Below are 25163 nucleotides of genomic sequence, written 5' to 3'. Positions count from 1 at the left end.
TGCAGATATCTCAAGGATACAGCGTCTTGCGCAGCATGGGGTAAACCCTGGCATGGCCGAGCATATAGGCCTTGAGGCTGTTGCTGTCGAACAGGCCATGGAAGGCCCGGCCAAGAATGTTGAGCCCGCCGGTATAGGCGCCGAACGCCGGCATGATCATGCGGGTGTGGTCGGTGACGAAACAGCGCCGCTGCACCGCCTGGCCGCGCCTTACCACCTTTGCCGCCGGATGCAGATGCCCGGCGATTTCACCCCGCGATGCGATTTTTGAAGGTTCGTGGCGGAACACCAGCGCCCCGAAAGCCAGTTCCGCATAGGTCTCTCCGGGAAGATCGGCCGGATGCTCCGGATCGTGATTGCCCGTGATCCAGATCCAGTCACGGCCATGCATCAATGTCGCCAGTTGCTCGGCATAGATGGCGGGCAGGCGCGCGGCGGCATCGCCATCGTGAAAACTGTCGCCAAGGCTGATGACACAGGCCGGTTGATACCGGGCAATGCTTGCCGCCAGTGCCTTCAATGTGGAGGCGGTATCATAGGGCGGCAGCAGCATGCCGCGCCGGGCGAAAGACGAGCCCTTTTCGAAATGCAGGTCTGAGACGATCAGGATGCGATCGGCCTCCAGATAAAGCGCACCGGACGGGTCACATATAGCTGCATGGCCGGCAATATCGGTCTCGACCGCGCCGTGCAGCATTGTCCGTGTCGTGTGAACCGCCAGATTCATGTCCGTTCCATCATCTCGCGGGTCAGTTCGTCGGCAATCTCTTCGAGCAGCGTTTCGTGGGCTTCGCCCGGAACACGCTCCTTGCCGATTTCCATCATCACGGGAACGGCGAGCGGCGATATCCGGTCGAGCTCCTTGTGGATGATGTGACCCTTGATTCGTGCCAGCATATCGGCAAGGCGGCGAATGTCGAGAAGCCCGGTGGCGGCATCGGCGCGCGTGGCCTGGATGAGAATGTGGTCGGGTTCATGCGTGCGCAGGACGTCATAGATGAGATCGGTCGAGACGGTTACCTGCCGCCCGGTTTTTTCCTGCCCCGGATGCCGCTTCTCGACAAGGCCGGAGATCAGCGCGCAATTGCGGAACGTGCGCTTCAGCATCCAGCTTTCCGACAGCCATGCCTCGAGATCATCGCCCAGCATGTCTTCATCGAAAAATTCGGAAAGCGGCAGTTCACCCTTCCGGAACATACGGCCCATGTCGCGCAGGCCCCAGATCGACAGCGCATAATCCGTGGCGACAAAGCCGAGGGGCCGCGCCTTGGCCCGCTCCAGCCGCCGCGTCAGCAGCATGCCAAGGGTCTGATGCGCCAGCCGTCCCTCAAAGGGATAGATCACCATGTAATAGCGTTCACCGCGCGGGAAGGTTTCGACCAGCAGGCTGCCGGGATCAGGCAGCACCGATTTCTCCTTCTGGATTCTCAGCCAGTCGCTGACCTGATCGGGCAGGGCACCCCAGCGATCCGGATCGGCCAGCATGGCGCGCACCTGATCGGCGAGATAGGTGGTCAGCGGGAATTTTCCGCCGGCATAGGCAGGAATTTTGGCGTCGAACCCTTCGGCATTGGAAACAAGGCATTCATTCTCGCGAATGCCTTCAAAACGCAGCACGCGCCCGGAAAAGAAGAACGTATCGCCCGGCGAAAGGGCTTCGAGAAACGACTCCTCCACCTTGCCGAGCACCGGGCCGCCACGCGCATTGCCACCCTTGCCGCGCTGGCGAGTGAGCCGCACATTGAGACTGGGCGCCTCGATAATGGTGCCGACATTCAGCCGGTATTGCTGGGCAATGCGCGGGTGCGTTACACGCCATGTCCCATCGGCGGTCTGGCGGATTTTGGCGAAACGTTCATAGCTTTTCAGGGCATAACCGCCGGTGGCGACGAAATCGACAATCCGGTGAAACGTTTCACGCGGCAAGCCCGCATAGGGCAGGGCCGTGGTTATCTCCTCGAAAAGCGCATCCGCATGAAACGGTTCAGCGCAGGCCATGCCGAGAATATGCTGAGCCAGCACATCCAGCGAACCCTCGCCGAGCGGCGGCGTATCCTGGGCACCGAGATAATTGGCATCGAGCGCCGCCTGGCACTCCATCACCTCGAATCGGTTGGCCGGAACCAGGATGGCGCGCGAGGGTTCGTCCATCCGGTGGTTGGAACGGCCGATGCGCTGCGCCAGCCGGCTCGCCCCCTTCGGCGCACCCACATGGATGACGAGATCGACATCACCCCAGTCGATGCCCAGATCAAGCGTCGAGGTGGCAACGACTGCACGCAGCGCATTGCTGGCCATCGCCTGCTCGACCTTGCGCCGCTTGCTGACATCGAGCGAGCCGTGATGCAGCGCAATCGGCAGATTGTCATCGTTCGCCATCCACAGATCATGGAACAGGCGCTCCGCCTGACTGCGGGTATTGACGAAAATCAGCGTTGTCTGGTGCCGTTTGATCGCTTCATAGATGCCCGGCAGGGCATAAACGGCGGAGTGGCCGGCCCAGGGAATGCGGTCGGATGTTTCAAGAATGGTGATATGCGGTTTGGCACCGCCTTCGACCTTGACGAGGCTGGCCATGGGCCTGCCTTCCAATTGCGGCAGCAACCAGCGCCGCAGGGCATCCGGATCGGCAACGGTTGCGGAAAGCCCGATGGTCTGCACACCGGGCTGCACCTTGCGCAGCCGTGCCAATCCCAGCGACAGCAGGTGTCCGCGCTTGGACGTCACCAGCGAATGCAGCTCGTCAAAGATGACATAGCGCAAATCTGCGAAAAACCGCCCGGCATCCTTGTTGGCAATCAAAAGGGCGAGCTGTTCCGGTGTGGTCAGGAGGATATCCGGCGGAACAAGCTTCTGGCGTTGCCGCTTGTAGGCGGGGGTATCGCCGGTGCGGGTTTCGATGGTGATATCAAGCCCGATCTCCTCGATGGGCCGGGCCAGATTGCGCTCGATGTCGACGGCCAGCGCCTTGAGCGGCGAGATGTAGAGCGTGTGAATGCCACGGCTGGCATTGTTGCTTTTGCCGCGTGTCGCCAGATCGACCAGCGCCGGAAGAAAACCCGCCAGCGTCTTGCCCGCACCTGTCGGCGCGATGAGCAGGGTCGAACGGCCGGCTTGTGCTTCCTCCAGCAATTCCAGCTGATGCGCGCGCGGCGACCATCCCTTGGCCTGAAACCAGTCCAGGAAAGGTTTTGGCAGGAGAGAACTGCCTTCGATAAAAAGGGGCTTTGTCTTGGTGCTCACAAGAGCGAATGTAATGGTGTGCAAGGAAAGCGCCAAGTTTTCTTTCGCGGTTTTCGGCATTTGCGTGGAGCCAAATGCTGCCTATCTTCGTTGGTGCAGAAAGGTGGAAGAACAATGCTGACCCGTCCGGAGGCACTTTTGCGATCAACGCCAGCGGGTCTCTATTCCCCGGCGGGGGATTTCCATATCGATCCCGTCAGCCCGGTGGAGCGCGCCCTGATCACCCATGGTCATGCCGACCACGCCAGACCCGGCCACCAGCATGTCATGGCAACACAGCAGACACTCGATATCATGGGGATACGCTATGGCGACAATTTTGCCGGAACGACGCAGGCCGCGGAGCTCGGAACAGTCAGCGAGATCAATGGCGTCAAGGTCAGCTTTCACCCGGCAGGCCATGTGCTGGGCTCGGCACAGATTGCCGTCGAGAAGGACGGCATGCGCATCGTCTGTTCGGGTGACTACAAGCGGGCGGCGGATCCCACCTGCATCGGGTTTGAACCCGTTCCCTGCGACGTGTTCATAACCGAGGCGACCTTTGCCCTGCCGGTGTTCCGGCATCCCGATGCCAGGGACGAAATCGCCAAGCTCATAAAGTCCATCGAACAGTTTCCGGAACGCTCGCATCTTGTGGGCGCCTATGCGCTGGGCAAGGCGCAGCGGGTCATCCGCATGTTGCGCGATGCGGGCTATGACAGGACGATCTACATCCACGGCGCACTGACAAAACTCTGCGAATACTACCAGTCGCAGGGCATCGATCTTGGCCCCCTGTCCCCGGCAACCCTCGAAACCGGTACGCCGCAGGATTTTTCAGGCAGTGTCGTTGTCGGACCGCCTTCCTCCTTTCAGGACCGCTGGGCCCGACGCTTTCCCGATCCTGTTTCATGCTTCGCCTCGGGCTGGATGCGCATCCGCCAGCGCGCGCGCCAGCAGGGCGTGGAACTGCCGATCATCCTGTCCGATCACTGCGATTGGGATGAACTGACCAGTACGATCAGGGAACTGGCCCCATCGCAGATCTGGGTGACCCACGGCCGCGAGGAGGCGCTTGTCCGATGGTGCGATCTCAACGGGTTTGCCGCACGGCCGCTGCATCTCGTCGGCTATGAAGACGAGGGGGACTGATGCGCGAATTCGCCGCCCTTCTCGACAGGCTGGTGCTCACGCCGCAGCGCAACGGCAAGATCAGGCTGCTCGTCGATTATTTCCGGCAGACGCCGGACCCCGACCGCGGTCTTGCCCTTGCCGCCATCACGCGGGACCTCGACATCGCCAATGTCAAACCCGCCATGCTGCGCGCGCTCGTCGCCGAGCGTATGGACGAACAGCTTTTTGCCTATTCCTATGACTATGTCGGCGACCTCGCTGAAACGATTTCCCTGGTCTGGTCAGCCAAGGAGCCATCGCGTGCCAACGCCGTCCCCACCCTTGGCGACGTCGTTGCCTCGCTCGCGCGCGCCTCGCGCAGCGATGCCATCAGGCTCGTGGAGAAATGGCTGGACCAGTTGGACGCCTCCGCCCGCTACGCCCTGCTGAAGCTGGTGACCGGCGGCCTGCGCATCGGCGTTTCGGCACGACTGGCCAAGCAGGCGCTTGCGGATTTCGGCGCAGTGGATGTTGGCGAGATCGAGGAACTCTGGCACGGATTGAAGCCGCCCTATCAATCCCTGTTCGCCTGGCTGGAAGGCAAGACGGAAAAACCTGCCAGCCTTGCCGCCGCACCGTTTCGTCCTGTCATGCTTTCGACCCCGCTCGAAGAATCGGACTATGCAAAGATTGTTGCAGAAGATTATGCGGCGGAGTGGAAGTGGGACGGCATCCGCGTGCAGTTGACGGCTGAAGCCGGCCAGCGGCGCGTCTATTCGCGGACGGGTGACGACATCTCCCACGCTTTTCCCGATATTGCCGATGCCATGCATTTCGAGGGAACACTGGATGGCGAACTGCTCGTTGCCCGCAGCACCGCCGAAAGCGTCGAAATCGGCGCCTTCGGTGATCTGCAGCAGCGGCTCAACCGGAAAGCGGTTTCGGCCAAACAGATGGAAAGTCATCCGGCATTCGTGCGGCTTTACGATCTGCTGGTTGACGGCGACGAAGACGTCCGGACTTTGCCTTTTGCTGAACGAAGGCAAAGGCTTGAGCGCTTTGTCTCCGATCTCGATTCCACGCGTTTCGATCTGTCGCCGCTCGTGCCGTATTCCACCTTCGAAGACCTTGTCACAATGCGCCGGAACCCGCCGCACCCCGTTATCGAAGGGTTGATGCTGAAACAGTGGGATTCCACCTACGTGCCCGGACGCCCGAAGGGACCGTGGTTCAAGTGGAAACGCGATCCCTTCACCATCGATGCCGTGCTTGTCTATGCCCAGCGCGGCCACGGCAAGCGATCAAGCTTCTATTCGGATTATACATTTGCCGTGTGGACCGGCCCGGAAGACGACCCGCATCTGGTGCCGGTGGGCAAGGCCTATTTCGGCTTCACCGACGAAGAGTTGAAACAGCTCGATGCCTATGTGCGCAACAACACCACCGAACGCTTCGGGCCGGTGCGTTCCGTGCGGGCGGAGCAGAACCATGGCCTCGTACTGGAAGTGGCCTTCGAAGGATTGAACCGGTCAAAACGGCACAAATCCGGCGTCGCCATGCGCTTTCCCCGTATCGCCCGCCTGCGCTGGGACAAGCCGCCGATCGAGGCGGACAGGCTGGAAACCCTGGAAGCCCTTTTGCGCGATTCCGATGTCACCGATTAGGACGATAGATATTATCGATACTTCAATAGGTTAATACCTGTTTTCTCACCTTATTCTTGAGGCGGCTTGGGAAAGAAGATGCTCGTGCGCCGTTGATAGTCCCGGAAAGCCTGGCCGCGCGAGGCAAGCATGTGCTCCTCCAGCGGCGGGACGCCGGAGACATGGCGCAGCAGCACATACATCAGGACCGGCGCGGCAAGCGTGAGCCAGCCATGCACATAGTCGCCGTCGAAATCCGCAGCGATCAGCACATAGGCCACCCAGCTCAGCCATTCGAAGAAGTAATTCGGATGGCGTGACCAGCGCCAGAAACCCGTATCGCAGATCTTGCCGCGATTGGCCGGGTTTCGCGAAAACCGCTTGAGCTGCCAGTCCGCGATCGCTTCGCCGGCAAGCGCAACAAGCGCCACCACGAGCCCGAGATAATCGGGAAATTCCAGCTCGACATCCGGCCGGGCGGCGGCGATGTAAACGCTGACGACAAGGAGAATGCCGGCAAAGGCCTGCGTTTGCAGAAAGAAGAACATCTGCGAATTGGCAGAGGCACCCCATTGCCTGCGCAACCGCGCGTAGCGTGGATCATCCTCGCTGTTGAGCGTGCGCAGCAGAATATGGCCGCCCAGCCGCAGCGACCATAGCGCAAGCAGGATAATCACCAGCCATTTTCGGGCCGGCGAGACCATATCGCTGGAAAACAGGATGGAAAGAATGCCGATTGCCCCGACACCGAACGACCAGAAGGCATCCGCCCAGCCGCTGTTCCCGGTCTGGCGCTGCACAAGAAAGGCACAGGCCATCACGCCGCAGAGCGCGACAGCTGCGATAGTAAGAATGACGAGAGCTGTCATGCACGTTTACCTGTTGTTCACCGGGGATGTCTGGCAGATGTTCAAAGGGCGGGGCGCTGCAGCATACAGGATTTTTTCGATCAGCAAATCATAACCCGCTTAAGACCTATTCTTGTCCGGCTGTCCAAGGATAAAATTGGGGGTATTGCGCGGTGTGGCAACAGCAAAGGGCGACAATGGTCCTCGGCCCTTGGCCGGCCACGAGACCGCAAGCGCTCATCGTCTGCGCGGGCACCCGCACGGTGCCGGAAAGGCTTTGCTAACCAGATTTCCATTTCGGGGAAAAATATCAAACAGACACCGTGAAACGCGCCAGAGCGGCGATTTTGGAGCAAAAAGTGACGAGAATGGGCCCGATGGTCCACATCGTGCACAATTTTTTTGACGTTTTCGTAAAATTTGCTTGCAGGCCAAACAGCCTGAAAATGCTGCTCTATCCTGAGTTTAACTCGATTTAGGCCGTTTCGTCGACTCGCATATTTCGCATAATTCGCAGAATCGACGGCTTGCGTTTGGCAAAATTTTGGCTTTTGTTCATGCCTTCATAATTCTTCAAAGGGGAAGGACCAAAAAATGTCATTTATGAAACTCAACCTCCGCGCGGCGCTGCTGCTTGGATCGCTGATGATCGGCGCAAGCCCGGCACTGGCAGAAGCCGTGCTGCATCGCGGCAACAGCGGCGAACCGCAGACCCTTGATCAGTCACAGACCTCGATCGATATCGAAGCATTCATCGTCAAGGATCTTTACGAGGGCCTGACGATCTATGATGCCATGGGCAAGATCGTTCCGGGCACCGCGGAAAGCTGGAAGGTTTCCGATGACGGCACCGTCTACACGTTCAAGCTGCGCGACAATGCGAACTGGTCGGATGGCACGCCGGTAACGGCGGAAGATTTTGTCTTCTCGATGCGCCGCGTCGAAGACCCGAAGACAGCCGCCGGCTACGCCAATATCCTTTATCCCATCAAGAATGCCGAAGCCGTCAACAAGAGCAAGGCCAAGGTGGAAGAGCTCGGCGTAAAGGCCATTGATGCCAAGACGCTGGAAATCACGCTCGAACGTCCGACCCCTTTCTTCATCGAGCTGCTGTCGCACCAGACTGCGCTGCCGATCAACAAGGCCAGCTTCGAAAAGAATGGCGCCGATTTCGTCAAACCGGGCAAACTGGTGGGCAATGGCGCATTCAAACTGCTTGAGCACGTGCCGAACGACCATCTGACCGTTGCCAAGAACGAACATTACTGGGATGCGGCAAACGTCAAGCTCGACAAGGTCATCTTCTATCCCCTGGAAGACCAGGCCGCAGCCGTCCGACGATACGAAGCCGGTGAACTGGACCTCGTCTACAACTTCTCCTCCGACCAGATCGAGCGCATGCGCGCCGCCAATGCCAAGCAGGTTCACGTGACCCCGGCCATGGCAACCTACTACTACCCCTTCGATACGCGCACCGAACCGTTCAACGATGTGCGCGTGCGCCGTGCCCTTTCGATGGCCGTCGATCGCGATTTCCTTGCCAAGGACATCTACAACGGCACCAAACTGCCGGTTTACTCCCTGGTTCCTCCGGGCATGCAAAACTACGGCGAACCCTCCAAGGCCGATTTTGCCGATAAGTCGCAGCTTGACCGTGAAGATGAAGCGCTCAAGCTGATGAAGGAAGCGGGTTATGGCGAAGGCGGCAAGCCTCTGAACATCGAAATCCGCTACAACACCAACCCGAACCACGAGCGTGTGGCGACGGCTGTTGCCGACATGTGGAAAAAGGCCTTCGGCGCCAAGGTCACGCTGATGAACCTCGATATTTCATCGCACTACGCCTACCTGCAGGAAGGCGGCAAATTCAACGTTGCCCGCGCCGGCTGGACGGCAGATTACGCCGATCCGGAAAACTTCCTGAACCTCAATGTCAGCACCAACAAGACCTTCAATTACGGGCATTATTCCAATCCCGAATTTGATGCCCTGATGAAGAAGTCCTATGAAGAGCGCAATCCTGCGGAACGCGCCAAGATCCTGCACCAGGCAGAAGCATTGATCATGCGCGACCAGCCGATCGCGCCGCTGATGAATGATGCGAACCTCTGGCTCGTGGCCGACAAGGTCAAGGGCTGGGGTGATAACGCCAACAACGAGCACCTGAGCAAATATCTCAGCGTTGAATAGCAAAGTCTGACGCGCAACCCGCACCCGCGGGTTGCGCGTCACGCTTTTGCCCGGCTCGCTATGTGCCAGCTACCGACCGCAAATCGACAAACAGACATGACCCGGCACGGCCCTTTCGACAGGACCGTGAACGGATGGATATTGCCATTTCATGTCAAAGACCGACCAGTAAACGGCGAGGAAACAGCCAGATGACGTTTGCGAAGTTCAATTTTACCGCCGCCCTGCTTGCCGGTTCGCTTGTGCTGGCGGCAGGCCCGGCGCTTGCCGAAGCGGTTCTGCACCGCGGCAATTCCGGCGAGCCGCAAACGCTGGATCCGTCCCAGACCTCGCTTGAAATCGAGGCATTCATCCTGAAAGACCTCTATGAAGGGCTGACCAGCTATGATCCCGCCGGCAAGATCGTGCCGGGCGCGGCCGAGAGCTGGACTGTCTCCGACGACGGCACGGTCTATACCTTCAAGATCCGCGCCAATGCCAACTGGTCGGACGGCTCGCCCGTCACCGCGGACGATTTCATTTTCTCCTTCAAGCGTGTCGAAGAGCCGAAGACAGCCGCCGGCTACGCCAACATGCTTTACCCCATCAAGAATGCCGAGAAGATCAACAAGGGCGAACTTCCTGTCGACCAGATCGGCATGAAGGCGATTGATGCCAAGACGCTCGAAATCACCCTGGAGCGCGCCACGCCGTTCTTCGTCGAACTGCTGGCGCACCAGACCGCCCTGCCGGTCAACAGGGCAAGCCTTGAAAAGAACGGGGCCGAGTTCATCAAACCGGGCAAACTCGTCTCCAACGGCGCCTTCGAGCTTGTCGAACACGTCCAGAACGATCACCTGACCGCCGCCAGGAACCCTGATTACTGGGGTGCGGCCGATGTCAAGCTCGACAAGGTCATCTTCTATCCGACCGAGGATCAGGCGGCCGCCGTGCGCCGCTTCGAGGCCAGGGAAATGGACCTCGTCTATAATTTCTCCGCCGACCAGATCGAGCGCCTGCGTGCATCCATGGGCGATCAGGTGCGCATCACCCCGGCACTGTCGACCTATTTCTATTCCTTCGACACCCGCGTCGAACCGTTCAGCGACGTGCGCGTGCGCCGGGCGCTGTCCATGGCGATCGACCGCGACTTCCTGTCGAATGAAATCTACAAAGGTGCCCAGCTGCCGGCCTATTCGCTCGTGCCGCTTGGCATTGCCAATTACGGCGAACCGGCCAAGCCCGATTTTGCCGACATGTCGCAGCTCGACCGCGACGACAAGGCGGTCGCGCTGATGAAGGAGGCGGGCTATGGCGCGGGCGGCAAGCCGCTCACCATCGAGATCCGCTACAACACCAATCCCAATCACGAACGGGTCGCCATCGCCGTTGCCGATATGTGGAAAAAGGCCTTCGGCGCCAATGTGACGCTGCTGCAGAACGATATCAGCGCCCACTACGCCTATCTGAAGGAGGGCGGCAAGTTCAACGTGGCGCGGGCCGGCTGGACCGCGGATTATGCCGACGCCGAGAACTTCATGGTGATCAATCTGAGCACCAACACCACCTTCAATTATGGCCGCTGGAACAATCCGGACTTCGATGCCCTGGTCAAGAAATCCTACGACGAAAAAGACCCCGCGGCCCGCGCCAAGATCCTGCATGAAGCCGAAACACTGGTCCTGCAGGAACAGCCCGTCGCGCCGATGATGAATTTCGGGCAGCTTTGGCTCGTGTCCAACCGCGTCAAGGGCTGGAAGGACAACGGCACCAACGATCATCTGAGCAAATATCTGAGCCTTGAACAGTAATCGCGTGCGCGCCGCCGCCAGCGCGATGCGCCTGAATCAATGAGGGAAAGGACGGTAAATGATGTCTGTTAAGTTCAATCTGCGCACCGCAATCCTGCTTGGCACGCTGGCGCTTGCCGCAAGTCCCGCCCTCGCCGAAGCGGTCCTGCACCGGGGCAATGCGGGCGAACCCAATACGCTCGACCAATCCCAGACATCCATCGATATCGAGGCCTTTGTCGTCAAGGACCTCTACGAAGGGTTGACCGTCTACGATGCCAAGGGCGCCATCATACCGGGTGCGGCGGAAAGCTGGACGGTATCGGATGACGGCACGGTCTATACATTCAAGCTTCGCGCCAATGCCAACTGGTCGGATGGCACGCCGGTCACAGCGGAAGACTTTGTCTTCTCCTATCGCCGCATCGAGGATCCGAAGACGGCGGCCAAATACGCCAATATCCTTTATCCCATCAAGAATGCGGAAAAGATCAACAAGGGTGAATTGCCGCTCGATCAGCTTGGCGTGAAGGCCGTCGATGCCAAGACCGTCGAGATTACGCTCGAGCGGGCGACGCCCTTCTTCATCCAGCTGATGGCGCACCAGACGGCGTTGCCCATCAACAAGGCCAGTTTTGAGAAGAATGGCCCGGATTTCGTCAAACCCGGCAAGATGGTGTCGAACGGCGCCTTCCAGCTTGTCGACCATGTGCTCAACGATCACCTGACCGTCGGCAAGAACCCCAATTACTGGGATGCGGCCAATGTCAAACTGGACAAGGTCATCTTCTATCCGTTGGAAGATGATGCAGCGGCGGTCCGGCGCTTTGAAGCCGGGGAACTCGACACGGTCTACAATTTCTCGGCGGACCAGATCGAGCGCCTGCGCAAATCCTGGGGCGATCAGGTGCATGTGACCCCGGCGCTCGCCACCTATTATTATGCCTTCGACACGCGCACCGAGCCCTTCAACGATGTGCGCGTGCGCAACGCACTCTCCATGTCGGTTGATCGCGACTTCCTCGCCAAGGAAATCTACAGCGGCGCGCAACTGCCGACCTATTCGCTCGTGCCGCCCGGTCTTGCCACCTATGGCGAACCGTCCAAGGCGGCCTTTGCCGACATGTCGCAGCTCGACCGCGACGACAAGGCTGTCGCGCTGATGAAAGAGGCGGGCTACGGTCCGGGCGGCAAGCCGCTCAACATCGAGATCCGCTACAACACCAACGCCAACCATGAACGGGTGGCAACAGCTGTCGCCGACATGTGGAAGAAGGCGTTCGGCGCCAACGTGACCCTGATGAACCTCGACGTGTCGTCGCACTATGCCTACCTGCAGGAGGGCGGCAAGTTCAACGTTGCCCGGGCCAGCTGGTTTGCCGATTATGCCGATGCGGAAAATTTCCTGGCCCTGAATGTCAGCAGCAACAAGACATTCAACTACGGGCACTACAACAACCCGGAATATGACGCGCTGATGAAGAAATCCTATGACGAGCGCGATCCCGCAGCCCGGTCGAAGATCTTGCATGCGGCGGAAGCCCTGCTGACCCGGGACGAGCCCATCGCATCGCTGATGAACAGCGCCAACATCTGGCTCATCTCCAAGCGGATCAAAGGCTGGGGCGACAATCCAACCAACGAACACCTGAGCAAATATCTGAGCCTTGCGGAATGATTTCTGTCCTGAACGCAACGGTCTAATTGAGTGAGTGGGTGCAGCTGCTGCGGAAGCTGCACAGAAGAGAGAGTATATCTCCATGTTTCATTTCGTCCTTCGCCGACTGGCGAGTGCAGTGCCGACATTGTTCATTGTCGTCACCATTTCGTTCTTCCTGATGCGGTTTGCACCGGGCGGTCCCTTCAACCTTGAAAGACCGCTGCCGCCGGCGACGATGGAAAACCTGATGAAGGCCTACCATCTCGATCAGCCGCTCTGGAACCAGTACCTGCAATATCTCAAGAATGCAGTGACCGGCGATTTCGGCCCGAGCTACATCTACAAGGACAACACGATCGCCGAGCTGATCGGCAAAGGCCTGCCTTACTCGGTGGAACTTGGATTCTATGCCTTGCTCCTTGCACTCTTCGGCGGGGTCATTGTCGGAACGATCGCGGCTTTGCGCCAGAACAGTTTCCTCGATTTCCTCATCATGTCCGTCGCGACAATCGGCGTGACGGTACCCAATTTCGTCGTGGGCCCGGTGCTCACCCTGATTTTCGCGGTACTGTTGTCCCTTTTGCCCGCGGGTGGCTGGGGTGACGGATCGTGGCGCTTCCTGATATTGCCGATGATTGCGCTGGCGCTGCCGCAGCTGGCCGTCTTTGCCCGTCTTACGCGCGGCTCGATGATCGAAGGCCTGCATACCGATCACATCCGCACGGCCCGCGCATACGGATTGCCGCCAAGGACCGTCGTCATCACCCATGCCATGCGCGGGGCCCTCCTGCCGGTTGTCTCCTATCTCGCGCCCTGCGCCGCCGCGCTGCTGACCGGTTCCGCCGTGGTCGAAACCATCTTTACCATTCCCGGCGTCGGCCGCTACTTCGTGCTGGGCGCCATCAATCGCGATTACACGCTCGTGATGGGAACGGTCGTTCTCGTGGCGATTTTCGTCATCGTTTTCAATCTTGTGGTCGATATTCTGTACGGCCTTCTTGATCCGAGGGTTCGCCATGACTGATATATCGACAACAAACATCCCCGAGAAGGAAACCCAGGGGCGCAGCCTGTTTCAGCTGGCAACGCTCCGCTTCCGCCGCAACCGTGCGGCGATGGCCGGCTGCGTGGTGCTGTTCTTCATCACCCTGTTTTCCTTCTTCGGACCCTATTTCCTCAGTCATACCTACGATCAGGTATTCCCGTCCTACGTCACCATCCCGCCGAGCCTTGAAGCCTTGCCGAAGGCCGATACCCTCGGCGAGGTGATGGCAGGCGTGGCAAGCCGTGCGCGGGTGCAGCTGAAGGAATTTGCCGTCGACGGCAACAGCTTCACCGCAACCATTCATTCGGACCAGCCGATCGATCCGCGGGCGACCCGCTATTTCGACCGGGCGAACGAATTTCAGGGGACGAAGGTGGCGGCCACGGAAGACGATGGCAAAACCCTCAAGCTGTCGGGTAATGTCAATCGCGAATACTTCTTCTTCGGCACCGACGCCAACGGCCGCGACATGCTGGCCCGCATCATGCTCGGCGGGCAGATTTCGCTGGCCGTCGGGTTCCTTGCCAGCCTTGTTTCACTGGCTGTCGGCGTAACCTACGGCGCCATCTCCGGCTACATCGGCGGGCGCGTCGACAATGTGATGATGCGCCTGATCGAGATTCTCTATTCCCTGCCGTTCGTGTTTCTCGTGGTGGTGCTCGTCGTCTTCTTTGGGCGCAGTTTTATCCTGATCTTTCTGGTGATCGGTGCCGTGGAATGGCTTGATATGGCACGCATTGTGCGCGGTCAGACCCTTGCCCTGAAACGCCGCGAATTCATCGGCGCGGCGCAGGCCCTGGGGTTGACCGACTGGCAGATCATCCGCCGGCACATCATTCCCAATACGATTGGTCCCGTCATCGTCTTCGTCACGGTCGTGGTTCCGAAAGTCATCCTTCTGGAAAGCTTCCTGTCCTTCCTCGGGCTCGGTGTTCAGGCGCCGCTGACCAGTTGGGGCGCGCTGATTTCCGAAGGTGCAAACAAGATGCAATCTGCACCATGGTTGCTGATTTTCCCTGCCATTTTCTTTGTCGTCACCCTGTTCTCGCTGAACTTCATCGGTGACGGCCTGCGTGATGCACTCGACCCGAAGGACCGCTGAAATGACGGACAACAAAGATGCAGTATTGTCCGTGCGCGGACTGAAAGTCGACTTCACCACGCCGGACGGCGACGTCAATGCCGTCAAGGGCATCGATCTCGATGTTCTTCCCGGCGAAACGCTGGCCGTCGTTGGGGAATCCGGCTCCGGCAAGAGCCAGACCATGATGGGCATCATGGGTCTCCTGGCGCAGAACGGCCGCGTGGCCGGCTCGGCAAAATATCGCGGCAAGGAGCTGGTCGGCCTGTCGACCAAGGCGCTCAACGAGGTGCGCGGCTCGAAAATCACCATGATTTTCCAGGAGCCCATGACCTCGCTCGACCCGCTTTACACAATCGGGCGACAGATTGCCGAGCCCATCGTCCACCACAAGGGTGTCAGCTTCAAGCAGGCGAAGGTGCGCGTGCTCGAACTGTTGAAGCTTGTCGGCATTCCCGAACCGGAACGGCGCATCAACAGCTACCCGCACGAAATGTCCGGCGGTCAGCGTCAGCGCGTCATGATTGCCATGGCGCTTGCCAACGAACCGGATCTTCTGATTGCCGATGAGCCGACCACCGCGCTCGACGTGACGATCCAGGCCCAGATTCTTGATCTCCTGCGCGATTTGCAGAAGCGGTTCGGCATGGCCATCGTACTGATCACCCATGATCTTGGCGTGGTCAAACATTTTGCCGAGCGCGTGGTTGTCATGCGGCGCGGCGAGGTCGTCGAAAAAGGGACGATCAAGGACATCTTTGAACGCCCGCAGGAAGACTATACCAAGATGCTGCTGGCCGCGGAGCCCAGCGGCAGCAAGTCGGCGCCGGAAGACAAGGCGCCGATCATGCTGGAAGGGCGCAATGTCACGGTCGACTTCGCCATTGGCGGCGGTTTCTTCACCAGCGCACACACGCGCTTCCGCGCGGTGGACGGTGTAACGGTCCGGCTCAAGCAGCGGCAAACCATCGGCATTGTCGGTGAATCCGGCTCCGGAAAGTCGACGCTCGGCCGGGCACTCCTGCGGCTTCTGCCGAGCAATGGCCAGTATCATTTTGAAAACAAAAACATTTCCGGCTTTGATCGCGCTGCCATGCGGCCGCTGCGCCGGGAATTGCAGCTGGTGTTCCAGGATCCCTACGGCTCGCTTTCACCGCGCCAGACAGTGGGTGAAATCATCACCGAAGGCCTGCTCATCCACGAGCCGCAACTGTCGCGGGCCGACCGCGACAAGCGGGCCATAGCCGCATTGAAAGAAGTGGGGCTCGATCCGGTTGCACGCAACCGCTATCCGCACGAGTTTTCCGGGGGACAACGGCAACGCATCGCCATCGCGCGCGCCATGATCCTCAAGCCGAAAGTCGTCATTCTCGATGAACCGACCTCGGCGCTCGACCGGTCGGTGCAGGGGCAGGTGATCGAACTGCTGCGCGACCTGCAGGCCAAGCACGATCTGTCCTACATCTTCATCAGTCACGATCTCGCAGTCATCAAGGCGATGTCCGACTATGTGATCGTGATGAAGAGCGGCAAGATCGTCGAGGAAGGCCAGACCGACGATATTTTCGATGCGCCGCAGCACGATTATACCAAGACGCTGATCGGCGCCGCATTCGATTTGGATTAGTGCGGCTTGCATTTGCAACAGAAAAAGTTCATTTTATGGATCGAAGTGTATATCCATATAGACGACGAGTTATAGAATGGCTTTTTCCGTCAAAGACGAGACCACAGATGCTGCGGTTCGGCGGCTCGCGAAACTTAAAAACACAAGCCTCACGGATGCTATTCGTGAGGCCGTTGTGAATGAGTACAATCGCACCGCGAGAAAAACTCCCTTGCAGGAGAGGCTGGCGGCGCTTTCCGAACGCTACCAGGCTTATCCCACGACTGGTGAGGAAGCCGACAAAGCCTTCTTTGATGATCTTTCCGGAGATCTCTGATGTTCATCGATGCATCAGCCATCATTGCGATAATCGGCAATGAAGACGACGCTTTGTCACTGTCGGCGCGGTTGGCCCAAGCATCAGCAATCTACATATCACCCGTCGTGACCTACGAAGCGGTAATGGGTCTGGCCCGCAAAAGGGCCTGCCCGATAGATGTGGCGGAAGAACTGGTTGAAGCGTTTATTGAAGAGACACAGGCAACAATCCTCGACATCACTGCCAGCGTGGGGAAGGAGGCCATCAAGGCATCCGGTAGATATGGCCGAGGCCGCCACAGGGCGGACCTCAATATGGGCGATTGTTTCGCCTATGCCTGTGCAAAGGCGAACAACCTGCCACTCCTGTTTAAGGGGAATGATTTCCCTCACACAGATATTGAAGTTGCTTGAACTGGGCCGCTACAGCTCGGACCGCCAGGGCGGGTTTGCACCGGCACGTGACACCGTGACCGCGGCGGCTTTGACGCCCAGCAGCAAAGCTTCGCGGATCTGATTTTCGGCGAGCGATGTCAGTCCGGTTTTGACCAGAAGGCCAGCTTCCTGCAATGAGGTCAGGACACCCGCGGTGAACGTGTCACCGGCGCCGACCGTATCGACAACCGCAACCTTCTGTGCCGCCACATGCACGGTCAGTTCGGATGTATAGCCGGTCACGCCATCCGCACCATGGGTGACGAGAATGAGCTTGGGGCCATGCTGCGATGCCGGAACAATCCAGCGCCGTGCAATCTCTTCCATCGTGCCGCTTTCACCGAACCAGCCCATATCCTCATCGGAAATCTTGACGATGTCGCTCATGGCGATCATGCGGCGCATGCGGGCCAGATGCTTTTCCTTGTCCAGAATGAAACCCGGCCGGATATTGGGGTCGAGAACGATGACGCGCTTTTCATGTTCGCGCGCCATCAGCGCTTCGTAGGTCGAGCCGCAGGGTTCCGGGATAAGGCTGATCGCACCGAATTGTATGGCTGTCACTTCATCGCCCAGGACAGGCAGGTGCTCAATTTCGAGCTGCCGGCCAGCGCTATTCTCATCATAGAAAGTATAAGTCGCCTGTCCTTCGATGAGCCTGACAAATGCCAGTGTTATTGGTTGCGACGAGATATGGATATAGGCCGTGCTAACATTGTTTGCGGTCAGGCTGTCTTGAAGCAGGTCGCCGAAGAAATCGGAAGATATCCCGGTAAACAGTCCAGCAGGGACACCAAGCCGCCCCAGAGCAATAGCCGTGTTGAAAATGGCGCCACCCACATAGGGGGAAAAGGCGGTTTCACCGGTATCGGTTTTCCGCGGTAACATATCAATCAACGTGTCGCCACAACATAGGATCATTTGTCAGTTTCTTTCGATGGATAGATGACGCCCTTGCGGACGATGATATTGCCGAAAAGCCTTGGTTCGCTTGTCGCGATGATGGTGTGGGCATCCTTCACCCGTGTGTAGAACGCATCACCGACCAGCGGCAAGAGCGAAAATCCGGGGGCGCGGCGCGCACAGACTTCGCTCATTTCCTCGTGCACCGGATCAAGGAGATCGGGATTTCCCTTCACCGTTGCGCGGAACAGCGCGTGCGGCACGAAATCATCCACCGGCATGACCTGCAGGATCGCATCGAGGATGGGAATCAGCGGCAGGCCATCGGCCCGGATCAGCCGCCGGGCATGTTCCAGCGCCGGATAATTGCCGTCGACCAGCGCGATTTCGTCGCCATGGCCCATGGCACGCAAGGTCGCGAGAAGCTCCGGGCCCAGGATGGGCGGAATACCAATCAGCACGTTCAATCGACCTTTCTGAATATTTTCTGTCCGATGAGGAACCGGTCCGACAGGGCAAGGCTGGCGGCCCCGAGCGCTCTGGCATGAATGCCGACCGAGCCTTCGACAATGACGGGCAGCTCGATCCCCTCCAGATCGAATGTTCCGACATGGGTGCGCACGGCATCGACGATCCGGGCACGCACGTGCGCGGGCATCCAGCCATCGATAACAGCCGCTTCAAAATCGACAACCGACGCGGCGGCAATCACAGCCTGCGCAATGGCCTTGCCCGAACGGTCGATCCAACCGTCCAATTCCTCACCCATCGGGCCCCAATCATCGGGCGAGGTCCACAGCGGGGAGGGGTCGCGGCCAAGGCCGGTGACGATGCGCTCCAGCGCGGTGATCGATGCAATGTCGATCAGCTGCTGCGTGGTCCCGTCGGGACCGGGCACCGGCATGGAACCGAGCGCGCCGGCATTGCCGCTGCGCCCCGCATAGAGGCTGCCATTGATGACGATGCCGCCGCCGATGAACGAGCCGATATAGAAATAGACGAAATCATTGAGGTCTTTTGTCTCGCCGAAGACAAGCTCCGCACCGCAGGCCGCCGTGATGTCATTCTGCAGATAGACCGGAAAATCGCAGATGGCGGCAATGGATGCCTTGATATCGGACTGGCGCCACTGATCGAGGATTTCCTGCGGCGCCCCGACTGTATCGGCCCATTTCCACAGTTCGAACGGCGCGGCTATGCCAAGACCGGCCACCTTCGAACGCTGCTTCGCGTCAAGGCTATCCAGCATCGTCGCGATGCCATCCCTGGTGAAAGCCAGGACCGAATCCGGCGTGGGATAGGCATAGGGCATATGCAGCATGGACCGGATACGCCCGACAAAATCGATCAACACCAGATCCGCACTGCGCCGCCCGATCTTGAGGCCGAGGAAGAAGGCACCTTCCGGATTGAGCGACATGGGAATGAGCGGCTGGCCGATGCGGCCGCGCAGCGGCTCTTCGCGCGAAAGCAGCTCGTCGGCTTCCAGCATGCGCATGATGATCGAGATTGTCTGCGCCGAAAGTCCCGTCATCCGCGCAATGGCTGTTTTGGCAAGGCTGCCATGCTGGCGCAACAGCGAAAGCACGACCCGCTCATTGTGGTCGCGCATCCCGCTCTGGTTTGTTCCCTGATGAAGCGGCGGCCGTGTTCCTCCCGGACCGTGGCGCTCCGATAGTCTGATGCCCAAAAGGACGTCCTCCCTGATATCGGCGCGACAATGGAGCCATCAGGCAAACCTGTCAATAATAAATAAGAGTGATTTATTAATGTTGACAGCTTGGCGAGGCTGGTATTTCCTAGGGCAGCACTTGGCCGGGAGGATAACTGTCCGAGGTGTTCATGCGAAAGTAGGGCTGCCCACCGGCAGCGCGTCGTATTACGATCAAACTCTGGGAGGTAGTGACATGCGCAGAAGCATTTATCTGAAATCAACCATTCTTGGTGCCGCCGTTGTGGCCATCGCCGCCTTTGCCGCTCCGGCACAGGCTGCAGGCGTCGGTGCCTGCCTGATCACCAAGACGGACACCAATCCGTTCTTCGTCAAGATGAAAGAGGGCGCCGTTGCCAAGGCAAAGGAACTCGGCGTCGACCTCAAGACCTATGCCGGCAAGATCGACGGCGACAGCGAAAGCCAGGTGGCCGCGATTGAAACCTGCATCGCCGATGGTGCCAAGGGCATCCTGATCACCGCATCCGACACGGCCGGCATTGTTTCGTCGGTCAAGCAGGCCCGCGATGCCGGCGTCCTCGTCATTGCACTCGATACACCGCTTGATCCGATCGATGCGGCAGACGCAACATTTGCCACGGACAATCTTCTGGCAGGCGAACTCGTCGGCAAGTGGGCCGCCGAAACATTGGGCGACAAGGCCAAGGATGCAAAAATTGCCTTCCTTGACCTGACACCCTCGCAGCCGTCGGTCGATGTGCTGCGCGACCAGGGTTTCATGAAGGGCTTTGGCATTGACGTGGTCGACATCAACAAGATCGGCGACGAAACAGACCCGCGCATTGTCGGCCATGACGTTACCAACGGCAATGAAGAAGGCGGCCGCAAGGCAATGGAAAACCTTCTGCAGAAAGATCCTGGCATCAATGTCGTTCATACGATCAATGAACCGGCCGCGGCCGGTGCCTACGAAGCACTGAAGGCTTTCGGCAAGGACAAGGGCGTCCTTCTGGTGTCCATCGACGGCGGCTGCCCGGGCGTGAAGAATGTCGAAGCCGGCATCATCGGTGCAACCTCGCAGCAGTATCCGCTGATGATGGCTTCGCTCGGCATCGAGGCAATCAAGAAGTTCGCCGATACCGGCGAAAAGCCGAAGCCGACGGCAGGCAAGAGCTTCTTTGACACGGGCGTTTCCCTGGTGACGGACAAGCCGGTCAAGGGCGTCGAGTCCATCGACGTGAAAAGCGGCCTTGCCAAGTGCTGGGGCTGATCGCGCCCTGATTTGACAGAAAAGCCAGCAAACAGCGAGAGGACGGTGTAAAACCGTCCTCTCTGAGCTGCGCAAATTTTGGGGGGAACCAACCCATGAACGAAGCCAATCCGGGATCACAACCCAAGCAGGAATTCGAGCGCGTTCTGACACAGAGCGCCACAGCCATCGCCAGTTTCGACGGCGAGCAGAAAAGCCTGGTCGAACGGACGCGCCATTTTCTTCATTCGAGCCCGGCAGCGGTACCGCTGATCGTTCTCGTTCTGTCGCTGGCGGTTTTCGCCATTATTGTCGGTTCGCGCTTTTTCACACCCTTTGCCCTGTCGCTGATCCTGCAGCAGGTCGCGATCGTCGGCATTGTCGGCGCCGCCCAGACCCTGGTGATCCTGACCGCCGGTATCGACCTTTCCGTCGGCGCGATCATGGTCCTCACATCGGTTGTCATGGGCCAGTTCACCTTCCGTTATGGACTGCCTGTCGAACTTTCCATCCTGTGCGGCGTGGCCCTCGGCGGATTGTGCGGTCTCATCAACGGCATTCTCATCGCCTATGTGAAACTGCCTCCCTTCATTGTCACGCTCGGTACGTGGCAGATTTTTCTGGCCACGACCTATATCTACTCGGCCAACGAAACGATCCGGGCACAGGACATCGAAGCGAAGGCGCGCATGCTGCAGTTCTTCGGCGAAAAAATCCAGATCGGCAGCGCCACCTTCACCTATGGCGTATTCGCCATGATCCTTCTGATCGCCATTCTCTGGTACGTGTTGAACCACACCGCCTGGGGTCGCCATCTCTATGCGATCGGCGATGATCCGGAAGCGGCGGAACTGGCGGGTGTCAGGACCAAGCGCGTGCTGATTTCCGTCTACGTTCTGGCCGGTTTCATCTGCGCGCTCGCCGGATGGGCCCAGATCGGCCGCAACGGTTCGGTGTCACCGCAGGTCGGCCAGTTTGCCAATATCGAATCCATCACTGCGGTGGTTATCGGCGGCATGTCGCTCTTCGGCGGACGCGGTTCCATCCTCGGCATGCTGTTCGGCGCGCTGATCGTCGGCGTGTTCTCCTTCGGCATGCGCATGTACGGCACGGATGTCCAATGGACCTATCTGATGATCGGCGTCCTGATCATCACGGCCGTGGCAATCGATCAGTGGATCAGAAAGGTAGCAGGCTGATGACACCGCAACCCATTCTCACCGCCCGCGGCCTGGTCAAGCGGTACGGCCGCGTGACCGCGCTCGATCATGCGGATTTCGATCTTTATGCCGGCGAAGTCCTCGCCGTCATCGGCGACAACGGCGCGGGAAAATCCTCGCTGATCAAGGCGATTTCCGGTGCGGTTCATCCCGACGAGGGCGAGATCACGCTCGATGGCAAGCCGATCCATTTCCGCTCTCCGATGGAAGCGCGCGATGCCGGGATCGAAACCGTCTATCAGAACCTTGCCCTGTCGCCGGCACTTTCCATCGCCGACAACATGTTTCTCGGCCGCGAAATCCGCAAGCCGGGCATTCTGGGCAGCTGGCTGCGCATGCTCGACCGCAAGACCATGGAAAAGCAGGCCCGTGACAAGCTGACCGAGCTTGGCCTGATGACCATTCAGAACATCAGCCAGGCGGTGGAAACGCTCTCCGGCGGCCAGCGGCAGGGTGTTGCCGTGGCGCGCGCGGCGGCCTTCGGCTCCAAGGTCGTGATCATGGACGAACCGACGGCGGCGCTGGGCGTCAAGGAGTCACGCCGCGTTCTCGAGCTCATCCAGGATGTGAAAAAGCGCGGATTGCCGATTGTGCTGATCTCGCACAATATGCCACATGTTTTCGAAGTGGCGGACCGCATCCACATTCACCGGCTTGGCAAACGCCTTTGTGTCATTGACCCGAAGGAATACAGCATGTCGGATGCCGTGGCATTCATGACCGGCGCCAAGGAACCACCCGCCAGTCTTGCTGCATGAAGGACAGAATTGAAAAATGAAACGCTCAGAAGTCAACGCGATCATCCGTGAAAGCGACAAGTTCATCCGCTCGTTCGGCTATGTCATGCCGCCTTTCGCCTACTGGTCGCCGGAAGAGCTGAAGGCCCGCACCTCAAGCGATTCCAGGGCCATTCTCGATGCCAGGCTCGGCTGGGATATCACCGACTATGGACAGGGCAAGTTCGATGAACTCGGCCTGTTCCTCTTCACCACCCGCAACGGCAATCAGGCAGACCTGAAAAAAGGCGGCGGCATGCTCTATGCGGAAAAGATCATGATCTCCCGCGAAAAGCAGCTCTCGCCAATGCACCGCCATATCGTCAAGGCCGAGGACATCATCAACCGCGGCGGCGGCACGCTCGTGCTCGAACTGTTCAATTCGAATGCCGATGGCAGCGTGGACGAGAAGACGGATGTGGAAGTGGCAACGGACGGCCGTATCGTCACGCTGAAAGCCGGCGGCCTGCTAAAGCTGCAACCGGGCGAAAGCGTGACGCTGCTGCCGGGAAACTGGCACGCATTCTGGGGCGAGGGCGGCGACGTCCTGATCGGCGAGGTTTCCACGGTCAATGACGACCTGACCGACAATATCTTCCGCGAGCCGATCGGCCGCTTCTCTTCGATTGAAGAGGACGAAGCACCGGTGCATCTTCTGGTTTCCGATTATGACAAATGGCTTGCCTGAGCCATCCCGCGGACAGCACAATGATTATAGCGATCGATGACCTGGTGACGGCCATTCTGGCCCGCGCCGCCGAAACCAAACGTTTGATCGTTGCCATTGCCGGCCCTCCCGGGGCCGGCAAATCCACGGTTTCCGCCGCTATCTCCGCGGCAATCAACGCGCGCGAGGCCAACGCGGCCGTCGTGGTGCCCATGGACGGATTCCATCTCGACAATGCCATTCTCGATGCGCGCGGCCAGCGCAAACGCAAGGGATCGCCGCCAACCTTCGACTGTGCCGGCCTGGAAATTCTGTTGAAACGGCTCAGGGCAGGGGAAGACAATGTCGTCATTCCGCTCTTTGACCGCAAGCTCGATCTCGCCCGGGCGGGTGCCGCCGTGGTCAGCGGCGATCAGCGCATTCTCCTGGTCGAGGGGAACTATCTTCTTCTGGATCAGTCGCCCTGGGACCGGCTGGCGCCGCTGTTCGACCTCACCGTATTCCTGCAGGTGGATCGTGTTGAAATGGAAAATCGCCTCGTGCAGCGGTGGCTGGGCTATGGCTACAATGTCGGCTCGGCACAGCAGCGTGCCCTGTCGAATGACATACCCAATGCCGACCTTGTGCTCTCCGCCTCGCGCCCCGCTGATTACACGGTCGTCAATTAAAGCCATTGTCATTTGACTGTAACAGGGAAAGGCAATGAGCTGTCCTTCCCCGGCGAGAAGATTCGCCACATGCAGGCACGATGATGAACAGCCTCTATCCAGAGATTGAGCCTTATGACCACGGCATGCTCGCCGTCGGTGATGGCAACGAAATCCATTGGGAAGCCTGCGGCAACCCGCGGGGAATTCCGGCTCTTGTCCTGCACGGCGGGCCGGGTTCCGGCTCGTCCGCAAACGCGCGGCGTTTCTTCGATCCAGAACGCTACCGCATCATCCTGTTCGATCAGCGGGGCTGCGGACGCAGCATACCGCATGCCAGCGATCCCCAGACTGATATGTCCGTGAACACGACGGAACATGTGTTGAGGGATATCGAATGTTTGCGCACCCATCTTGATATCGGGCATTGGCTTCTGTTCGGCATGTCATGGGGTTGCACATTAGGGCTTGCCTATGCCGAGGCCTATCCGGAGCGTGTCCTGGCTTTGGTGCTGGCAGGGGTGACGACGACGCGGCGATCCGAGATCGATTGGCTCTATCGCGGCATCGCTCCGCTGTTTCCCGAGCAATGGGCGCATTTCCGGCGAGGAGCCGGGCTGGATAGCGATGAGCCCGATGACGATCTTGTCGCTGCCTATTATCGCCTGCTCAACGATGCGGATCCCGCCATCCGTTTGCAGGCGGCGCGCGACTGGCATGCATGGGAGTCTGCATCCATCCTGGTTGATCCAACGGCAAAACTGTCACCGAAATGGTCGGATGATCGCTATATCCTGGCACGCGCCCGCATCATCACCCATTATTTCCATCACAATGCCTGGCTGGAAGACCGTATTTTATTGAACCAAGCCAGTCTGTTGAAGGGAATTCCTGGTGTCATGATTCAGGGCCGTTTCGACCTTGAAGCGCCGCTTGTCACCGCGTGGGAGTTATCGAAGGCCTGGCCGGATGGCATGCTTGTCATCGTGCCCAATACGGGCCATTCCCCAACCAGTCCCGGCATGACGGACGCCATTATCGCCGCAACGGACCGGTTTGCACGCGGGTCATTAAATGGTGCGGTCGGCATTTGATGCAA

The 25163-nt window shown here is 59.1% G+C and carries 22 protein-coding genes; 16 read left to right on the top strand and 6 right to left on the bottom strand.

Annotation, left to right across the window (positions count from 1 at the left end; all coding sequences use genetic code 11):
- Positions 1-10: 10 nt before the first annotated feature.
- Both pdeM and ACIQWS_RS16745 read right to left on the bottom strand, forming a co-directional pair.
- Positions 11-697 carry a ligase-associated DNA damage response endonuclease PdeM gene (gene pdeM, locus ACIQWS_RS16750; protein ID WP_346307591.1) on the bottom strand — a complete coding sequence of 229 codons (687 nt, stop codon included), beginning with the start codon at positions 695-697 and terminating at the stop codon, positions 11-13.
- Between the two features lie 26 nt (positions 698-723).
- Positions 724-3243: a ligase-associated DNA damage response DEXH box helicase gene (locus ACIQWS_RS16745; RefSeq protein WP_403181671.1), complete on the bottom strand. Its 2520-nt coding sequence runs from the start codon at positions 3241-3243 to the stop codon at positions 724-726.
- A 114-nt stretch (positions 3244-3357) separates the two neighbouring features.
- On the opposite strand from ACIQWS_RS16745, the gene ACIQWS_RS16740 reads away from it, so the two are divergent.
- On the top strand, positions 3358-4374 hold the full coding sequence (locus ACIQWS_RS16740; protein ID WP_346305385.1) for a ligase-associated DNA damage response exonuclease: 1017 nt from the start codon (positions 3358-3360) through the stop codon (positions 4372-4374).
- Entirely contained in the window at positions 4374-5999 is a 1626-nt protein-coding gene (locus ACIQWS_RS16735; RefSeq protein ID WP_403181666.1) for a cisplatin damage response ATP-dependent DNA ligase, read from the top strand. Before ACIQWS_RS16740 ends, ACIQWS_RS16735 begins: the two co-directional genes overlap by 1 nt.
- A gap of 50 nt (positions 6000-6049) precedes the next feature.
- Here the strand turns inward: ACIQWS_RS16735 and ACIQWS_RS16730 are convergent, their stop codons facing one another.
- Positions 6050-6847: a DUF1295 domain-containing protein gene (locus ACIQWS_RS16730; RefSeq protein WP_346305383.1), complete on the bottom strand. Its 798-nt coding sequence runs from the start codon at positions 6845-6847 to the stop codon at positions 6050-6052.
- Positions 6848-7420: 573 nt separating this feature from the next.
- Here ACIQWS_RS16730 and ACIQWS_RS16725 point away from each other — a divergent pair.
- The 8 genes from ACIQWS_RS16725 (at position 7421) to ACIQWS_RS16690 (ending at position 16909) form a co-directional block, all read left to right on the top strand.
- Positions 7421-9016 (top strand): peptide ABC transporter substrate-binding protein, encoded by a 1596-nt coding sequence (locus ACIQWS_RS16725; protein WP_403181662.1) that lies wholly within the window; start codon positions 7421-7423, stop codon positions 9014-9016.
- Between the two features lie 191 nt (positions 9017-9207).
- Positions 9208-10806, top strand: a complete 1599-nt coding sequence (locus ACIQWS_RS16720; RefSeq protein ID WP_403181659.1) for a peptide ABC transporter substrate-binding protein — start codon at positions 9208-9210, stop codon at positions 10804-10806.
- A gap of 58 nt (positions 10807-10864) precedes the next feature.
- Positions 10865-12463, top strand: a complete 1599-nt coding sequence (locus ACIQWS_RS16715; protein WP_403181657.1) for a peptide ABC transporter substrate-binding protein — start codon at positions 10865-10867, stop codon at positions 12461-12463.
- Positions 12464-12545: 82 nt separating this feature from the next.
- Positions 12546-13469, top strand: coding sequence for an oligopeptide ABC transporter permease OppB (gene oppB / locus ACIQWS_RS16710; RefSeq protein ID WP_105733698.1), 924 nt, complete (start codon positions 12546-12548; stop codon positions 13467-13469).
- On the top strand, positions 13462-14592 hold the full coding sequence (locus ACIQWS_RS16705; RefSeq protein WP_403181653.1) for an ABC transporter permease subunit: 1131 nt from the start codon (positions 13462-13464) through the stop codon (positions 14590-14592). The genes oppB and ACIQWS_RS16705 overlap by 8 nt, the downstream gene beginning before the upstream one ends.
- A 1-nt stretch (position 14593) precedes the next feature.
- Complete coding sequence (locus ACIQWS_RS16700; RefSeq protein ID WP_403181650.1) at positions 14594-16198, top strand: ABC transporter ATP-binding protein; 1605 nt, start codon at positions 14594-14596, stop codon at positions 16196-16198.
- 76 nt (positions 16199-16274) lie between these two features.
- Positions 16275-16514: a type II toxin-antitoxin system VapB family antitoxin gene (locus ACIQWS_RS16695; protein ID WP_346306547.1), complete on the top strand. Its 240-nt coding sequence runs from the start codon at positions 16275-16277 to the stop codon at positions 16512-16514.
- Positions 16514-16909 (top strand): type II toxin-antitoxin system VapC family toxin, encoded by a 396-nt coding sequence (locus ACIQWS_RS16690; RefSeq protein ID WP_403181645.1) that lies wholly within the window; start codon positions 16514-16516, stop codon positions 16907-16909. The genes ACIQWS_RS16695 and ACIQWS_RS16690 overlap by 1 nt, the downstream gene beginning before the upstream one ends.
- A 9-nt stretch (positions 16910-16918) precedes the next feature.
- On the opposite strand, the gene ACIQWS_RS16685 is transcribed toward ACIQWS_RS16690, so the two are convergent.
- The 3 genes from ACIQWS_RS16685 to ACIQWS_RS16675 are packed head-to-tail and all read right to left on the bottom strand — an operon-like array spanning position 16919 to position 19445.
- The gene (locus ACIQWS_RS16685) at positions 16919-17851 is read right to left on the bottom strand and encodes a carbohydrate kinase (protein WP_403181643.1); all 933 of its coding nucleotides are present in this window, start codon (positions 17849-17851) and stop codon (positions 16919-16921) included.
- Positions 17848-18294, bottom strand: coding sequence for an RbsD/FucU family protein (locus ACIQWS_RS16680; protein WP_403182534.1), 447 nt, complete (start codon positions 18292-18294; stop codon positions 17848-17850). The genes ACIQWS_RS16685 and ACIQWS_RS16680 overlap by 4 nt, the downstream gene beginning before the upstream one ends.
- A 2-nt stretch (positions 18295-18296) precedes the next feature.
- A complete protein-coding gene (locus ACIQWS_RS16675; protein ID WP_403181639.1) occupies positions 18297-19445 on the bottom strand; it encodes an ROK family protein in 1149 nt (382 codons plus the stop codon).
- Between the two features lie 313 nt (positions 19446-19758).
- On the opposite strand from ACIQWS_RS16675, the gene ACIQWS_RS16670 reads away from it, so the two are divergent.
- From ACIQWS_RS16670 to pip, 6 genes are all read left to right on the top strand, one after another.
- Positions 19759-20775 (top strand): sugar ABC transporter substrate-binding protein, encoded by a 1017-nt coding sequence (locus tag ACIQWS_RS16670; RefSeq protein ID WP_346308439.1) that lies wholly within the window; start codon positions 19759-19761, stop codon positions 20773-20775.
- A 95-nt stretch (positions 20776-20870) separates the two neighbouring features.
- Positions 20871-21953, top strand: a complete 1083-nt coding sequence (locus ACIQWS_RS16665) for an ABC transporter permease (RefSeq protein WP_288194435.1) — start codon at positions 20871-20873, stop codon at positions 21951-21953.
- Positions 21953-22732 (top strand): ATP-binding cassette domain-containing protein, encoded by a 780-nt coding sequence (locus ACIQWS_RS16660; RefSeq protein ID WP_223614606.1) that lies wholly within the window; start codon positions 21953-21955, stop codon positions 22730-22732. Before ACIQWS_RS16665 ends, ACIQWS_RS16660 begins: the two co-directional genes overlap by 1 nt.
- Before the next feature lie 16 nt (positions 22733-22748).
- On the top strand, positions 22749-23438 hold the full coding sequence (locus ACIQWS_RS16655; RefSeq protein WP_223614605.1) for a D-lyxose/D-mannose family sugar isomerase: 690 nt from the start codon (positions 22749-22751) through the stop codon (positions 23436-23438).
- Between the two features lie 20 nt (positions 23439-23458).
- A complete protein-coding gene (locus ACIQWS_RS16650; protein WP_403181631.1) occupies positions 23459-24085 on the top strand; it encodes a nucleoside/nucleotide kinase family protein in 627 nt (208 codons plus the stop codon).
- Between the two features lie 83 nt (positions 24086-24168).
- Positions 24169-25158 (top strand): prolyl aminopeptidase, encoded by a 990-nt coding sequence (pip, locus tag ACIQWS_RS16645; protein WP_403181628.1) that lies wholly within the window; start codon positions 24169-24171, stop codon positions 25156-25158.
- Positions 25159-25163: the final 5 nt, after the last annotated feature.

It is taken from the genome of Phyllobacterium sp. NPDC097923 (assembly GCF_044760925.1).
Classification (GTDB): Bacteria; Pseudomonadota; Alphaproteobacteria; order Rhizobiales; family Rhizobiaceae; genus Phyllobacterium; species Phyllobacterium calauticae.
Note: the sequence above shows the minus strand (reverse complement) of the source record. Positions and strands in the feature narration are given on the sequence as shown.

What these genes read in the sequence shown, in the direction of transcription:
- ACIQWS_RS16720 (WP_403181659.1), top strand. Translation starts at nt 9,208, where the DNA reads ATGACGTTTGCGAAGTTCAATTTTACCGCCGCCCTGCTTGCCGGTTCG.
- pdeM (WP_346307591.1), bottom strand. Translation starts at nt 697, where the DNA reads ATGCTGCACGGCGCGGTCGAGACCGATATTGCCGGCCATGCAGCTATA.
- ACIQWS_RS16665 (WP_288194435.1), top strand. Translation starts at nt 20,871, where the DNA reads ATGAACGAAGCCAATCCGGGATCACAACCCAAGCAGGAATTCGAGCGC.
- ACIQWS_RS16740 (WP_346305385.1), top strand. Translation starts at nt 3,358, where the DNA reads ATGCTGACCCGTCCGGAGGCACTTTTGCGATCAACGCCAGCGGGTCTC.
- ACIQWS_RS16660 (WP_223614606.1), top strand. Translation starts at nt 21,953, where the DNA reads ATGACACCGCAACCCATTCTCACCGCCCGCGGCCTGGTCAAGCGGTAC.
- oppB (WP_105733698.1), top strand. Translation starts at nt 12,546, where the DNA reads ATGTTTCATTTCGTCCTTCGCCGACTGGCGAGTGCAGTGCCGACATTG.
- ACIQWS_RS16730 (WP_346305383.1), bottom strand. Translation starts at nt 6,847, where the DNA reads ATGACAGCTCTCGTCATTCTTACTATCGCAGCTGTCGCGCTCTGCGGC.
- ACIQWS_RS16675 (WP_403181639.1), bottom strand. Translation starts at nt 19,445, where the DNA reads ATGCGCGACCACAATGAGCGGGTCGTGCTTTCGCTGTTGCGCCAGCAT.
- ACIQWS_RS16735 (WP_403181666.1), top strand. Translation starts at nt 4,374, where the DNA reads ATGCGCGAATTCGCCGCCCTTCTCGACAGGCTGGTGCTCACGCCGCAG.
- pip (WP_403181628.1), top strand. Translation starts at nt 24,169, where the DNA reads ATGAACAGCCTCTATCCAGAGATTGAGCCTTATGACCACGGCATGCTC.
- ACIQWS_RS16705 (WP_403181653.1), top strand. Translation starts at nt 13,462, where the DNA reads ATGACTGATATATCGACAACAAACATCCCCGAGAAGGAAACCCAGGGG.
- ACIQWS_RS16695 (WP_346306547.1), top strand. Translation starts at nt 16,275, where the DNA reads ATGGCTTTTTCCGTCAAAGACGAGACCACAGATGCTGCGGTTCGGCGG.
- ACIQWS_RS16700 (WP_403181650.1), top strand. Translation starts at nt 14,594, where the DNA reads ATGACGGACAACAAAGATGCAGTATTGTCCGTGCGCGGACTGAAAGTC.
- ACIQWS_RS16655 (WP_223614605.1), top strand. Translation starts at nt 22,749, where the DNA reads ATGAAACGCTCAGAAGTCAACGCGATCATCCGTGAAAGCGACAAGTTC.
- ACIQWS_RS16690 (WP_403181645.1), top strand. Translation starts at nt 16,514, where the DNA reads ATGTTCATCGATGCATCAGCCATCATTGCGATAATCGGCAATGAAGAC.
- ACIQWS_RS16715 (WP_403181657.1), top strand. Translation starts at nt 10,865, where the DNA reads ATGATGTCTGTTAAGTTCAATCTGCGCACCGCAATCCTGCTTGGCACG.
- ACIQWS_RS16725 (WP_403181662.1), top strand. Translation starts at nt 7,421, where the DNA reads ATGTCATTTATGAAACTCAACCTCCGCGCGGCGCTGCTGCTTGGATCG.
- ACIQWS_RS16650 (WP_403181631.1), top strand. Translation starts at nt 23,459, where the DNA reads ATGATTATAGCGATCGATGACCTGGTGACGGCCATTCTGGCCCGCGCC.
- ACIQWS_RS16685 (WP_403181643.1), bottom strand. Translation starts at nt 17,851, where the DNA reads ATGATCCTATGTTGTGGCGACACGTTGATTGATATGTTACCGCGGAAA.